At 71.9% G+C, this 13,584-nt stretch carries 11 protein-coding genes; all 11 read left to right on the forward strand.

Going from position 1 to position 13,584, the window contains the following annotated elements; genetic code table 11:
- The first annotated feature begins 119 nt into the window (after nucleotides 1-119).
- Nucleotides 120-2,933, forward strand: coding sequence for a BTAD domain-containing putative transcriptional regulator (locus O7633_RS22775; protein ID WP_282323860.1), 2,814 nt, complete (start codon nucleotides 120-122; stop codon nucleotides 2,931-2,933).
- A gap of 291 nt (nucleotides 2,934-3,224) precedes the next feature.
- Nucleotides 3,225-4,277, forward strand: a complete 1,053-nt coding sequence (gene sbnB / locus O7633_RS22780) for a 2,3-diaminopropionate biosynthesis protein SbnB (RefSeq protein ID WP_282323861.1) — start codon at nucleotides 3,225-3,227, stop codon at nucleotides 4,275-4,277.
- 78 nt (nucleotides 4,278-4,355) lie between these two features.
- On the forward strand, nucleotides 4,356-5,309 hold the full coding sequence (gene sbnA / locus O7633_RS22785) for a 2,3-diaminopropionate biosynthesis protein SbnA (RefSeq protein WP_282323862.1): 954 nt from the start codon (nucleotides 4,356-4,358) through the stop codon (nucleotides 5,307-5,309).
- A gap of 15 nt (nucleotides 5,310-5,324) precedes the next feature.
- Nucleotides 5,325-6,644: an AMP-binding protein gene (locus tag O7633_RS22790; protein ID WP_282323863.1), complete on the forward strand. Its 1,320-nt coding sequence runs from the start codon at nucleotides 5,325-5,327 to the stop codon at nucleotides 6,642-6,644.
- Nucleotides 6,644-8,347 carry a prenyltransferase/squalene oxidase repeat-containing protein gene (locus tag O7633_RS22795; protein WP_282323864.1) on the forward strand — a complete coding sequence of 568 codons (1,704 nt, stop codon included), beginning with the start codon at nucleotides 6,644-6,646 and terminating at the stop codon, nucleotides 8,345-8,347. Before O7633_RS22790 ends, O7633_RS22795 begins: the two co-directional genes overlap by 1 nt.
- 8 nt (nucleotides 8,348-8,355) lie before the next feature.
- The gene (locus O7633_RS22800) at nucleotides 8,356-8,724 is read left to right on the forward strand and encodes a hypothetical protein (RefSeq protein ID WP_282323865.1); all 369 of its coding nucleotides are present in this window, start codon (nucleotides 8,356-8,358) and stop codon (nucleotides 8,722-8,724) included.
- A complete protein-coding gene (locus O7633_RS22805; protein WP_282323866.1) occupies nucleotides 8,721-9,023 on the forward strand; it encodes a phosphopantetheine-binding protein in 303 nt (100 codons plus the stop codon). Before O7633_RS22800 ends, O7633_RS22805 begins: the two co-directional genes overlap by 4 nt.
- Entirely contained in the window at nucleotides 9,023-9,961 is a 939-nt protein-coding gene (locus O7633_RS22810) for a hypothetical protein (RefSeq protein ID WP_282323867.1), read from the forward strand. Before O7633_RS22805 ends, O7633_RS22810 begins: the two co-directional genes overlap by 1 nt.
- Entirely contained in the window at nucleotides 9,955-11,478 is a 1,524-nt protein-coding gene (locus tag O7633_RS22815) for an aromatic amino acid ammonia-lyase (RefSeq protein ID WP_282323868.1), read from the forward strand. The genes O7633_RS22810 and O7633_RS22815 overlap by 7 nt, the downstream gene beginning before the upstream one ends.
- 40 nt (nucleotides 11,479-11,518) lie before the next feature.
- Nucleotides 11,519-12,733: an AMP-binding protein gene (locus O7633_RS22820; protein ID WP_282323869.1), complete on the forward strand. Its 1,215-nt coding sequence runs from the start codon at nucleotides 11,519-11,521 to the stop codon at nucleotides 12,731-12,733.
- Between the two features lie 46 nt (nucleotides 12,734-12,779).
- Nucleotides 12,780-13,547 carry an SDR family oxidoreductase gene (locus tag O7633_RS22825; RefSeq protein ID WP_282323870.1) on the forward strand — a complete coding sequence of 256 codons (768 nt, stop codon included), beginning with the start codon at nucleotides 12,780-12,782 and terminating at the stop codon, nucleotides 13,545-13,547.
- The last annotated feature ends 37 nt before the right edge of the window (nucleotides 13,548-13,584 follow it).

Below are 13,584 nucleotides of genomic sequence, written 5' to 3' on the forward strand. Positions count from 1 at the left end.
GCTCCGGCTGTGAATCGCGCCACTTCGATGCCAATGTCCGAAGTCTATACAATCGGCGTTGCGCCGCCGCTCGCCGGCAGCTGGCGTTTCGGGGGAGTTCCGCTTGGGGGGAGCGACGCATGGAGTTCCGTGTCCTCGGCAACCTGGAGACATGGGCAGGGCGAGTGCTTCCACCATTGCGGCCCCGCCAGGAGAGGTTCCTCGCCCGCCTGTTGCTGACGCCGAACACGTTCGTGTCGATCGGCGCGCTCGCCGAGGCGCTGTGGGAGGAGGAGCCACCGGACTCGGCCGAGCGTCAGGTGCAGAACGCGGCGTCGCAGTTGCGCCAGGCATGGCAGCAGGCCGGCGTGCCGGACGCGAAGCGGGTGATCCGCACCACGCGCGGCGGATACCGTTTGGAGGTCGCGCCGGACCAGTTGGACCTGTACCGGTTCCGCGACCAGGTCTCGCGGGCCACCGCGCTGGAGGAAGCCGGTGACGTGGCCGGCGCGGTACGCACCCTGCGGGAGGCGCTGGCGCTCTGGCGCGGGCCGGCGTTCGCGGGGGTCAGGAGCGGTGTCATCGAGGCGGATGCGGCCCGCATCAACGAGGAGCGCCACGTCGCCTGGGAGGAGTGCGTACGGCTGGAGCTCCGCCTGGGGCGGCACGGCCGCGTCCTCACCGAGCTCGTCGGCCTCGTCGCCGAGTTTCCTTTCCGGGAGCAGCTCACCGGGCTGTTGATGCTCGCGCTCTACCGGGCGGGTCGGCAGAAGGACGCGCTGCGGGCGTATCAGGAGATCCGGACCCGTCTCGGTGAGGAACTCGGCATCGACCCGGGTCCCGACCTGCGTGAACTGCATCAGCGGGTCCTGCGCAACGACCCTGCGCTGGACGCGCCGGTGAGGGACGACCCGGGACAGGTCCCCGCCGTCCCGGCGATGTCGAGCGGCCCGCCGCCGCCCATACAGATCCCGCCCCGGGTCGGCTACTTCACCGGCCGCGGCGGTGAGCTGGGGTACCTCGACCGAGAGGTGGGAGAGGGGCCCGTCATCGCCGTGACCGGCGCGGCGGGGATGGGCAAGACCTCCCTCGTGGTGGAGTGGGCCCATCGCGTCCGGGACCGCTTCCCGGACGGGCAGATCTTCCTCGACCTGCGGGGACACCTGCCCGGATCGAGCCGTTCCCCGAGCAGCGTGCTGCAGCACGTGCTGGAGAGCCTGCAACTCCCGCCGCAGCGGATACCCGGTGCGCTGGAGAAGCAGATACCCCTGTACCGGTCGGTGATCAGCGACCGTAGCGTCCTCATCATCCTGGATAACGTGGGGAGCATCGACCAGGTGCTGCCGGTACTGCCTGTCGGCGGCGGCTCCCAGCTCGTGGTCACGAGCCGGCGCAGCCTCGCCGCCCTGAACACCCACGTGGCCGTCAGCCGGGTGACCATCAGCCCGCTCAACCGCGAAGAGAGCTTCTCCCTCCTCGCCGAAGGCGTCACCGGGCGGTCGCCGGTCAGCCGCGAGGACCCGGCGGCGCAGCGCCTGGTCGATCTCTGCGGTGGTATGCCGCTGGCCCTGCGCATCCTGGCCGCGCGCCTGATCGCGGAGCGCTTCCTCACCCTCGGCGACCTGGTCGCCGAGCTCACGCGCGCCGGTGCGCCCCTTGACGGCTTCGTCGTCGACGGCGACACGCGGAGCGTCCGGTCTGTCCTGGCCAGCGCCTACGCCGTGCTTCCGCCGGAGGAAGCACGGGTCTTCCGGCTGCTGGCGGTGCATCCGGGCGGCCGGTTCCGACCCGAACTGGTGGCGACGCTGGCCGGTGTGCCGCTTCCGGCCGCCCGCCGCATCATCGCGAGCCTGGTGACCACCCACCTGGTCAACGATCTCGGCGGGCAGTTCGCGATGCACGACCTCGTCCGGTCCTTCGCCGAGGAGCGCCTGCAGCAGTCGGCGAAGGAGGATCGACCCGACGAGGCGCTGGACCGCCTTCTGTCCTGGTACCTGTCGGTGGCCGGGGACGTCGCAGGGCTCCTGCGGCCCGACCGGGACGGCTACGCGGACGCCAGGCCCACGATCGACAACCATCTCGCGCCCTTTCGGGGCAAGATAGACGCCATCGAGTTCCTCAACGGGGAGCGCGAGAACCTGGCCGCCGTCACGTCCCGGGCGGTTGGCCACGACATCCGCCGCGCGGTTCAGCTGATCTACCACCTGCACAGCTACTTCGTCCGCTCCGGCTTCCCCGGGGCCGACGTCGAGGCATGGAAGCTCTGCCTGGAGAAGGCGCAGGACATCGACGATTCCCTGATGCTCGGGCACCTGTGCCACGCCCTGGGCGGTGCCCTGGCAGTGAGCCAGGAACTGACGCCGGCGATCGAGCACCTGCATCGGTCCGCCGAGTTGTACGAGTCGGAGGGGTACCTGGATGGTGCGGCCGGAGCGCTCCTCGGCATCGGATGGGCGCTCGGGGTGGCCGGCCGGCTGGAGGAGGCGCTGGAGCAGGACCAGCGGGCCCTCGCCCTGGCCCAGGAAGCGGACAACGTCACGCTCACGGTGCACGCGCTCAACAACTCCGCCGACACGCTGGTGGCGCTCGGTGAGACGGATGCCGGCCTGGACCGGCTGGAGACGGCCCTCAAGATCGCCCGGGAGGCCGGGGAGGACCAGCACGAGGCGCTGATCCTGAGCAGCATGGGCGAGGTGTCCATCCGCAGGGGGGAATACCGGACCGCCCTGGAGTACCTGCACCAGGCGCTCGACAGGCTGCGACGGTTCGGCTTCCGGACAGCGGAGGCCGAGACGCTCATGCGGATTGGGATGGCCATGCGCGGCTGCGGCGAGCCGGAGGAGGCTCGGTCCTGGCTCCGCCAGGCGCTCAGCCTCTACCGGGACAGCAACGACGCCGTCGGCGAGTCGGCCGTGCTGGAACTGATGGCGGCCCCGGCGGGCGACACCGCCTGACCGGGTCCGTCGCCCCGGTCGCCGGGCCGGTCGGGTACGACACCGGGGACCACGTCCCCCCTGCTCCCCGCCGATGCGGTGCCGGCCGGATGAGTCGCGGATGACAACGCGATGCAGATGTCCCGAATGCTGTAGATGGCCGTCAGGGCCACAGGTCCACGCCTCCTCAGTCAGTGCTGCCGAAGCCCTGCGGCCTCGGCGGAGACGGGGGCATTCGCGTGACGAGGGGTAGGTTCAGTGACAAACAGCGGACCAGCCGGCCGCCCGGGCGACAGCCGTCATCCACAGGCCGTGGGGCCTGGCAGCGCCGTGGCCGACCGGCCGGCGCCACCGGCGTTCTCCGTGGTCACCGGGGCCCAGGTGCAGCAGGTGTTGCGGGGCCGGGAGCGGCAGATCGTGGACCTGGTGGGGAAGGTGTACGCCCTCCACGGCCGTGGTGACACGGTCAACCCCCCGTCGTACTTCCTCCGCTTCCCGGACCGGCCGTCGGCGCGGATCATCGCCCTGCCGGCCTCGGTCGGCGGCGAGGTGCGTACGGACGGCATCAAGTGGATCTCCAGCGTTCCGGCGAACATCGAGCATGGGATCCCCCGGGCGTCGGCGGTACTGGTGCTCAACGATCCCCGCACCGGCTTCCCATACGCCTGCCTCGAAGGCTCGGTCATCAGCGCGGTCCGTACGGCTGCGTCGGCGGCGCTGGCGCTGGACCGGCTCACCCGGGACCGGGAGCGACCGCGCCGGATCGGCTTCGTCGGCGGCGGGCTCATCGCTCGGTACGTCCATTCCTACCTGGCCGGCACCGGCTGGGACTGGGACGCCGTCGGCGTCTACGACCTGTCACCCGAGTACGCGGGCCGGTTCCGCGACTCGATCCGCGGGTGGGTGCCCGATCAGGAGGTGCGCGTCCACGACGACCTGCGCAGCCTGGTGCGCGACAGCGACGTAGTGGTCTTCGCGACCGTCGCGGCCGAGCCGCACGTCACCGACCCTGCCTGGTTCTCGCACCGGCCGGTGGTGTTGCACCTGTCGCTGCGAGACCTGTCGCCGGAGGTGGTGCTCTCTGCCGTGAACGTGGTCGACGATGTCGAACACTGCCTCAAGGCCTCGACGTCGGTGCACCTGACGGAGCAGCGGATCGGTAACCGGGAATTCCTGGCCGGCACCCTGGCCGAGGTGATGGCGGGGGACGTCGTCCTGCCCCGGGACCGCCCCGTGGTCTTCTCACCCTTCGGACTCGGGGTGCTGGACATCGCGGTCGGACGGTGGGTGTACGACCGACTGGCCGCGACGGACGGTCTCGGAACCGTGGACGGCTTCTTCTCGGAGCTGAGCCGCTATGCGTAGCGGCGCAGCGGCGCGGCGGTGCCGCACGGGGGACGGGGGCGCGTCGTGCCAGTGATCTCCGCTCCGCACGAGTTCAATGTGGATGATCTCTTCGTTGACCTGCGTCCGATCTTCGGCCGCGACTTGTTCCTCAAGTGTGAAGGGTTCAACTTCGCCGGCTCCATCAAGATCAAGGCTGCGGCCGAGATGGTGACTATCGCGGAACGTTCGGGGCGGCTGAGGCCCGGCATGACCCTCGTCGAGTCGTCCTCCGGCAACCTGGGGGTCGCGCTCGGCATCATCGCAGCCCACCGGGGATATCGGTTCATCTGCGTCACGGACGTCCGGTGCAACCCGCTCACCCGCCGGCTGATGACCACCCTCGGTGCGGACGTGCGGGTCGTGGGCGAGCCGGCCGCCGACGAGGGGCTGCTCGGCGCCCGGATCCGCTACGTCCAACAGCTCTGCGCGGCGGACGACAACCACGTCTGGCTGAACCAATACGTCAACCGCGCCAACTGGCAGGCGCACTACCGCACCACCGCTCCGGCCATCGCCGCCCAGTTCCCGGACCTGGACGTGCTCTTCATCGGCGCGGGCACGACCGGGACCCTGATGGGCTGCGCCCGCTACTTCAAGGCGTACCACCCGGGTGTGCGGGTGGTCGCTGTGGACAGCGTCGGCTCGGTGAACTTCGGCGGCCCGGCGGGGCGCCGGATGATCCCCGGTCTCGGCACGAGCGTCCGCCCGGCCATCCTGGCCGAATCGTTCGTCGACGACGTCGTGTACGTCGAGGAACCCGAGACCGTCCGAACCTGCCGTCAACTGCTCGGCCACGGTTTCCTGCTGGGCGGTTCGACCGGCACGGTGATCAGCGGTGCACTGTCCTGGCTCGCCGATCGGTCGCTCCGCGCGGTGGCCATCTCACCCGACCTCGGCGAGCGGTACCTCGCCTCGGTCTACGACGACGTCTGGGTGCGCGAGACGTACGGCGATGTCCTGCGGGACGGCGAGTCCGACCTGTGCCTGGCCTCGCCCGCGATCGTCGTCTGAGTCGAAGGAGTCAGCATGTCCAACTTCCACCGCCGCTCGGCGGCGGCGTGCGCCGCCGCCGAGCGGGAGCGGCAGACTCTGGCAGCCGCCGGTTTCAAGCCGGACGTCGTCACCCGTATCCAGGGGGAGAAGCTCGCCCAGCTCTGGGAGCGGCTCGACGGCTCGCCCCGCTACCGGGACCTCCCGCACGTGCGTGCCCGGGACTTCGCCGGCGCCCCGGTCACCGAGAAGCAGGAGGTGAAGGCGGATCCGTTCGGGTTCGTCCGGGACGACGGCAGCCATGTGCGCTACTACGAGACCTCGGGCTCGACCGGTTCTCCCACTCCCACGCCCCGCGCCGTCGAGGACGTGGTGTGGAACACGGCGTCGGTCGCCACCGTCTGGAGCCGTACGCTGCGTCCCGGCGACCGGGTGGCGTCGCTGCTGCCGTCGGACGTCGTCCCCGTCGGCGACCTGGTCGCCTCCGTCGCGGAGCACCTGGACTGCATGCTCCTGCGCTGCTATCCGTTCGCCCAGGGCATGTGCGACTGGGACCGGCTGGAGGAGTTGTTCAGCCGCTTCCGGCCCGACCACGTCTTCGTCGCCCCCGGCGTGATGCTCCAGTGGACCCGGCTGCTCAAGCAGCGCGGACGGCTCGACGCCGTCCGGGAAAGCCTTCGCACGGCCCTGCTTCTCGGCGAGGTGAGCACGGCCCCGATGCGGGCGCGGCTTGCGGCGCTGTGGGACTGCCGGGTCATCGACGCCTCGTACGGCAGCACCGAGACCGGCACGATCGGCGCAGGCTGCGAGCACGACCGGATGCACCTCCTGCTGCCAGCCCATATCGCCGAGCTGCGGGGCGAGGATGGCGCGATCCGCCCCGCCAGGCCGGGCGACACCGGCGAACTGGTGACCACGACGCTGAACAACCACACCCGGCCGCTGCTGCGGTACGCCACGGGTGACATCGCCGGCGTCCTGCCGGGCGACGGCTGCCCCTGCGGTCTCGGCCTGCCGGTGCTGACGATCCACGGACGGGCGTCCGACGCGGTGAGCGTCGCCGGTCGGCCGATCTCGGTCGAGAACGTCGAGTCGGTCGTCTACGCCGTGCCCGAGGTGACCGGCTACCTGATCCAGCTTCGCGGCGGCGACCAGCCGGCCGCGCGCCTGGTCCTGGAGCGCGACGTGGACTTCACCGGGCCGCCGGAGCCGGTCGCGGAGCGCATCCGAGCCCGCTTCGCCGAACTGGGCGTGACCTGGAACAGCGTGGTGCTCGTCAACCAGCTCCCGGCGCTCACCAAGGCCGGAGCGAGCCAGAAGAACTGGAAGCGCACGAACGTCGAGTGGTTGGACTGATGGACCGGACAACGATCGTCAGAACCGGTGACGGAGGGGTCCGCCAGGGCGGTGCCGACCTCTGGTGCACGTACGCGGCGGTGCGGACGCTGGCGTGGCTCGGCCGCCGCCCCGTCGACGTTGACGCCTGCGTGGAGTACCTGCGGTCCTGCCAGAACCACGACGGCGGATTCGCCTGGCAGCGAGGGCTGCCGTCGGACGTATGGGCGACCTACTACTGCACGCAGGCGCTGCGCGACCTCGGTGCCGAGGTGCCCCGCGTGGCGGAGCTGACGCGCTGGCTGCCGACCCTCCAGCACGACAGCGGCGGCTTCGCGATGATGCCAGGGCAGCACCCCGATGTCTGGGCCACCTACTACGCTCTGCGCACGGCCCGGGAGGTTCTCAGCGTCGAACCGGCGGATGTGGGGGCGCTGCGGGACTGGCTGGGCCGCCTCCAGCACGCCGACGGTGGCCTCGGGTGGTACCCGGGTGCCACCGGTGCCGACGTCCGGGCCTGCTACTACGGGGCGATGGCCTGGCGGGCCGCCTCCGGCACGGCCGCGCCGCCCTGGACGCCCGCCCTCCTGACCTGGATCAACCAGCGTCAGACGCCGGCCGGCGGGTACGCCTTCGCCGACCCGGACTCCGCCCCCTGTCTGTGGGCGACCTTCCGCGCGGTCCGCGCCCTGGACGCGCTCGGGGGGCGACCGGAGCGGGCGGCGGACTGCCGCGCGTGGATCGCCGCCCGAGCGACGCCCGCCGGCTACCTGCGGTGGGACGGATACCGCACCGCCGACGTGTGGGCCGGGTTCAGCGCGGTCGGCGCACTGCAGACGCTCGACGTCCCGGTGCCGCTCGCGGCCTCGATCCCCGAGTTCCTCGCCTCCTGCGAGCTGCCGGAGGGCGGCTTCACCTACCGCCACTCGGCGATGGCCGGCGACAGCCTCGCCACGGCGGCTGCGCTGCTGCTGGAGACCGCCCGAGCCCGTCCCGACGCCGAAGCGGTCACCGGCTACGCCGACTGGCTGGTGCGCGCCCACCTGCCCTACGAGGGCGGCGTGATGTACATGCCGGGGCGCGGCGCGGAGGTCCGGTGCACGCTCTGGGCCGTCGCCGGGCTGAAGGCAGCCGGCCGGGGCCTGCCGGAGGCGGATCGGGTCGTGGACTGGTGCCGGCGCATCCAGAACTCCGACGGCGGCTTCGGCTACTGGGAGGGCAGGGCCTCGGACATGGCGGCCACCGCCTCGGCAGCGGAGGTCGTCACGGAACTCGGCGCCGCCGTCGACGTGCTGAACACCCGGATGCTGGGGGCGTTCGTCGCGTCCTGCGCGACCCCGCAGGGCTACCGGCACACCCCGCAGGGCCCGGTGAGCTGCGCTGCCACCGCGCAGGCCGCGCGCGTACTCGACCTGATCGGCGAGCGTGAGGCGGCCGCGCGGGCCGCCGGGCAGCTCGCCGGCTTCGCGTCCCGGCTCGGCGGCTTCGCCGCCGCCGAGCGCGGCGTCCCGGATCTGGTGTCGACGTACCAGGCCGTGCTCACCCACCAGGTCCTCGGCCAGCCGGTCGACGTCGTAGGGCTGGACCGGTTCCTCGACAAGACCCGGGTCGGCTCGGCGGGCTACGCCTGGGGGCCCCTCAGCCGCCGGTCCGGGGGTGTCCTGGCCACGGCGATGGGCACCCGGCTCGCGACCGGCGCGCGGCTGCCCCGACTCAACCTCTAGGAGCCGTGATGCCCACCATCACCGTCGAGAGCGGCCCGCTCCCCACTGCGGTACGCCGAAACTTCGCCAAGACGGTCAGTCGCTGGCTGCGCGGCCAGGGGGTCGACCTCAACCACGTCATCAGCTCGTTTCGCGAGGTCGGCCCGGAGTCGGTGTTCAGCGGGCCGTTCCCGCTGGCGACCGGCGGCCCCTTCGCCCTGGTCGGTTGCCGGATCGACCCGAGCCGCCCGGAGCGGTTCCGGCGCGAGCTGTGCCAGCAGATCGTCGAGGCGCTGCGCCCGGCCGTACCGCCCGAGCGGGTCTTCGTCCAGTTCGAGCACGCTCCGCCGGAGCTGCACCTCACCGGCGCGGAAGTCCTACAGGAGGCACGATCGTGAGTGACCCGACAGCGACCGCACCGAACGACCAGGTGCGTGCGGAAGTCCGCGCTGCCGTCGCCGAGCTGGTGCGGGAGGAACTCGATCCCGCGCACGACGAGACACCTCTGAGCATGCTGTACGCGCAGTACGACAGCCTCGCCGTGATCGACTGCGTCGGTTCGGTCGAGCAGCGCTTCGGCGTCTCGATCGACCTGGTCGACGACGACCTGCGCACCTCGTTCGCGAGCGTGGCCAGCATCGACGACCTGGTGCGGCGCAAGCTCGCCGACCGGACGGTCCTGGACGTGTCGTTCTGATGGCCGCCCTGCTGGGCACGTTGCCTGCGGAGGTGGATTTCACCACCTCCGGCACGACCGGGCCACCGGTCGCATGGCGGCGCACCCGACACCAGTTGGTGGCGGAGGCCGAGCTCCTCGCCGGCCTGCTGCCCGACGGAGTCCGGGCGGTGACCACCTACGCCCCGGACCATCACCTGTACGGCTACCTCCTCAACCGGCTGGTGCCACAGATCCTGGGCGTGCCGTTGCGCTCGGCCAGCGTCATCGACCCGCTGAGCGATCCGACGAGCGGGCTGCTGGTGGTGGCGGTGCCCTCGGCCTGGTGGCAGATCGAACGCTCGCTGCCGCGGTTTCGCCACGACCCGGTCACTGTCGTGCACAGCACCGCCGCGCTGCCCCGGCGGGCCGGCGAGGTGCTGACCCGGCTGCCCGGCCTGCGCCTGTGTGAGCTGCACGGCTCTACCGAGACAGGGCTCGTGGGGGTGCGCCGCGCACCGGACGACGACTGGACGCTGGCCGAGGACGTGACGATTGCCGACGAGGACCGGCACGACGGCCCGCGCCCGCTGCGGGTTCGCAGTCCCAGGCTGGCCCGTCGGGCCGGTACCGCTCAACCCGACGAGCACACCTTGGACGACACCGTGATCGTCACCGGCCCCCGCACGTACCGGCTCACCGGCCGGCGCAACCGCCTGGTGAAGGTCGACGGCCACCGGCTGGACGTCTCCCGGGTGGAGCGCGAGCTGGAGGACCTCGTCGGCGTGCCGGTGGCCTGCCGGATCTTCCGGGACGAGCTGCGCGGCGAGTGGTACGAGATCCTCGTGCCGGGCGGAGAGCACCGGCGTCGTCACGTGCTGCGGGCGGTGTCGTATCTGCTGCCCGCAGCCCACCGGCCACGTGCGGTCCGGTCGTCGCACTCGTCGCTGCAGCCAGCCCGGGAGTTGGGGCCGTGCTGAACACCGTCGTGCCCGCCGCCGAGGGCCTCGGGAAGCTGATCGTCGGTGCCCTGCGGTCAGAGCGGCTCACGCTCACCGGCGAGGATCGGGACCGGATGGCACGCGGCGTGCGTGACCTGGACCGCTGGGTCGCGTCCGGCCGCGATGCCTACGGCGTGACCCGGGGCTTCGGCCCGCTGGTGCGCTACCCGGCGGCCGGCGACGGGCACGAGCAAGGGCTCAATCTCATCCACCACCTCTGCGCCGGACAGGGACGCCCGCTGGGCGTCGCGGCGAGCCGGCTCCTGGTGTGGCTGCGCCTTCAGGGGATGCGCCTCGGCCACTCCGCCGTGGCCCCGGAGACCTGGGAGGCCCTCGCCGATCTCGTGCGCCGGGGGTTGGTGCCCGTTGTGCCGGGTGAGGGCAGCGTCAGCGCGAGCGGCGACCTGATCCCGCTGGCGCACGCGGCGCAGGCGTTCGCCGGGCAGGGGCTGGCCTGGTGGCGAGGGCGGCCGACGGCGGCGGCGGAGGTCATCGGCCGGCTGGAGGGCCGTCCCCTCCGGTGGCCCGGGCGGGCCGCGTTGGCCTTCGTCAACGGATGCGGCGCCTCGTTGGCGGTGACCATGCTCAACCACGCGGAGCTGGCCGGGCAGGCCCGGGCCTGTGCCGCGCTGACGGCCCGGATCGTCGGGCTGCTCGGGTGCAGCCGCGAGCCGTACGCCAAGCCGGTGCACCGGGTACGCGGGCATCCGGGTCAACTGCGGGCGGCACGCTGGATCGAGGGGGAGCTGACCGGTTCGCCCCGGACGGCGGCCTCTCGGCCGTTACAGGAGCCATACTCGCTGCGGTGCGCCCCGCAGGTCGTCGGCGCGGTCCTCGACCAGCTCGCCCTCCAGGAGCAGCCCCTGCTGCGGGAGGCGACCGGGTGCACCGACAATCCGGTGACCATCGACGGGGCGGTGTGGCACGGGGGCAACTTCCACGCCGCGCCCGGGGGGCTCGCCTCCGACCTGTTGTCGCTCTGCGCCCATCAGCTCGCGTACCTGGCTGAGCGGCAGCTCGCGCTGGTGCTGGACCCGGGGCACAACGGCGGGCAGTCGCCGCTGCTGGCGGCGGACCCGGGCCGGAACAGCGGGTTCGCCGGCGTGCAGATCGCCGCGTCGGGCATGGTCGCCAAGATTCGCCAGCTCGCTCATCCCGCGACGTTGACCGCGTTGCCCACCAATCTCGGCAACCAGGACCACGTGCCGATGGCGTTGAACGGTGCTGTTGCCGGTACCGAGATCGTCCGCCTCGGCTGGCTGGTCATCGGCTCGCTCGCGGTGGCCGTCGCGCAACTGGCCCGGTTGCTCGACGCCACACCGCCCCCCGGCTCCGGGTGGCACCGCCTGCACGACCGGGTTGTCCCCCTCGACCGGGACCGGCCCCTCGCCGAGGACGTCCGCGCCGCCGCCGGGATCGTCCGGCGGTGCTGGGGCGGGGAGGTTCTCTCACTCGTGCCAGGCGATCTCGATCCGGATCCGACGGACGCGGAGTGACACCGCGACCGGCCGGCCAACTGACAGGAGGCAAGACGGGATGAAACACGACCGCACGGATTTCGACGCCGGGGCGCTGCGCCGGATGTACGCGCACGCGTCGAGCCTGCCGACGCTCCGCGACAAGTACGCGGGCGTGCCCGACGACGGGGGCGAGCTGTCCCTGGGCGACATGCCGGTGCTCACCAAGGACGAACTGGCCGGTGCCCTGGACGACCTCGTGGCCGCGGCGCGCGCCCGGTCGATCGGCGCTTACCTCTACGGAAGCGGTGGAACCACCTCGAAGCCGAAGCTGAGCGTCGTGCCCACTGGCATGTTCGTCTCCGCGGTCCGCCGGGAGTGGAACCCGCTGGCCCCCGACGACATGCTGGTCAACTTCTACAGCACCGGCCAGTTGTGGTCCTCGCACAACTTCTTCAACATGCTGGCGCACGAGTCGGGCTCGGTGGTCCTGCCGCTCGGCTCCGTGGAGGGCGACGAACTCGGCGAGTGGCTGGAGGTCATGGAGCGGCTCGGGGTCACCGCGCTGAACGCCACCCCCAGTCAGATTGCCCAGCTCCTGGAGTACTGCGACAACACCGGCCGGAAGCCGCCGGCCATCGACAAACTGCTGTGGACGGGCGAGAAGTACGGGGATCGGGCGGCGGCGCTGACCCGGTCGATGCTGCCGGGCGTCAAGACGTACGGCGTCTACGGCTCCACCGAGACGTGGGTGATCGGCGGCAACGGGCCGGACTGCGCTCTGGACGTGTTCCACGTCCTGCCGTACCAGCACGTGGAGCTGATCGACGGCGTCGTGCTGGTCACCAACACCGACCCCGACTGCCTCAATCCGATCCTGCGGTACCAGGTCGGTGACCGTGGCGAGTTCGTGGCCTGCCCGTGCGGCCGGGCCGAGCCGGGGCTGCGGGTGCTCGGGCGGGCCGACACGCAGGTGAAGTTCGTCAGCGTGCTGGTGGCACCGGCCGAACTGGGGGAGATCGCCCGGCGGATCACCGGCGTGCAGGACGTCCAGCTCGCCTTCCGTAACCACGCCAGGCCCGACGAGGCGCTCCAGGTGCGGCTGCTGGTGCAGCCGGGCGCGGACCCGGCGGCGGTGGCCGGGCTGGTCCGGCACGAACTGCTCACCGAGGTGTACCGCCTGCGGGCGGTCGTCGACCGCGCCCCCCGGGCGTTGGAGGTGACCGTCGTGGACCGGCTCGCCGTCAATTCCCGCACGGGCAAGACCCCGCTGTATCTCAGCGAGGACCAATAATGGCGGCCGTGAATCCGTCGTACCGAATTGAAGGGTGGAAAGTGCAATGAGCCTGGTGGTCGTGGTGAGTGGCGGGGGAACCGGGATCGGGCGCGCCGTCGCCGGGCAGTTCGCCGCAGACGGTGAGCAGGTGGTGATCATCGGACGGCGGGCCGAGGTGCTGGAGGCGGCGGCCTCGGAGATCGGCGCGGCGAACCCGCAGGCCCTCGCCGTCGATCCGGTTGTCGCCGACCTGGCCGAGCCGGAGCAGGCCGAGGCGGCTGCGGCGGCGATCCGGCAGCAGTATGGGCGGGTCGACGTGCTGGTGCACTGCGCGGGCGGGAACGTCACCATGCAGGGCCGCCCGTCGTTCGACAGCCCGGTGGCGGCGGCGGCCGACCACTGGAACGGCAACCTGCGGGCCAACGTCCTGACCGCCGTGCTGTTGACCGAGGCCGTACGGGATCTGCTGACCGGCGAGCACGGCCGGATCATCTTCATCAGCTCGATTGCGGCGTACCGGGGCTCGGGTTCCGGCTCGTACGCGGCGAGCAAGGCCGCGCTGCACCCCTACTGCTACGACCTCGCCGCCGCGCTGGGGCCGATGGGCACCACCGTCAACGTGGTCGCCCCCGGTTTCGTGGCGGACACCGAGTTCTTCCGGGACCGGTTGACCGAGCAGCGTCGGGCCGGGCTGATCCAGCAGACGCTCAACGGTCGGGCGGGCACCCCCCAGGACGTCGCCGAGGCGGTGCGGTGGCTGGCCTCCCCCCTGGCCGGTCACGTCACCGGCCAGATCATCCAGGTCAACGGCGGCGCGGAGCGCGGGCGCTGACGGCCCCGGCCTGAACACGACGAGGAGCACGGGTTGA

Origin of the sequence: Micromonospora sp. WMMD712 (assembly GCF_029581295.1) — a bacterium.
Taxonomy (GTDB): domain Bacteria; phylum Actinomycetota; class Actinomycetes; order Mycobacteriales; family Micromonosporaceae; genus Micromonospora; species Micromonospora carbonacea.

Excerpts from the sequence above, each read along its gene's own strand:
- O7633_RS22775 (WP_282323860.1), top strand. The coding sequence starts at position 120 with ATGGAGTTCCGTGTCCTCGGCAACCTGGAGACATGGGCAGGGCGAGTG.
- O7633_RS22790 (WP_282323863.1), top strand. The coding sequence starts at position 5,325 with ATGTCCAACTTCCACCGCCGCTCGGCGGCGGCGTGCGCCGCCGCCGAG.
- O7633_RS22795 (WP_282323864.1), top strand. The coding sequence starts at position 6,644 with ATGGACCGGACAACGATCGTCAGAACCGGTGACGGAGGGGTCCGCCAG.
- O7633_RS22800 (WP_282323865.1), top strand. The coding sequence starts at position 8,356 with ATGCCCACCATCACCGTCGAGAGCGGCCCGCTCCCCACTGCGGTACGC.
- O7633_RS22810 (WP_282323867.1), top strand. The coding sequence starts at position 9,023 with ATGGCCGCCCTGCTGGGCACGTTGCCTGCGGAGGTGGATTTCACCACC.
- O7633_RS22820 (WP_282323869.1), top strand. The coding sequence starts at position 11,519 with ATGAAACACGACCGCACGGATTTCGACGCCGGGGCGCTGCGCCGGATG.
- O7633_RS22825 (WP_282323870.1), top strand. The coding sequence starts at position 12,780 with ATGAGCCTGGTGGTCGTGGTGAGTGGCGGGGGAACCGGGATCGGGCGC.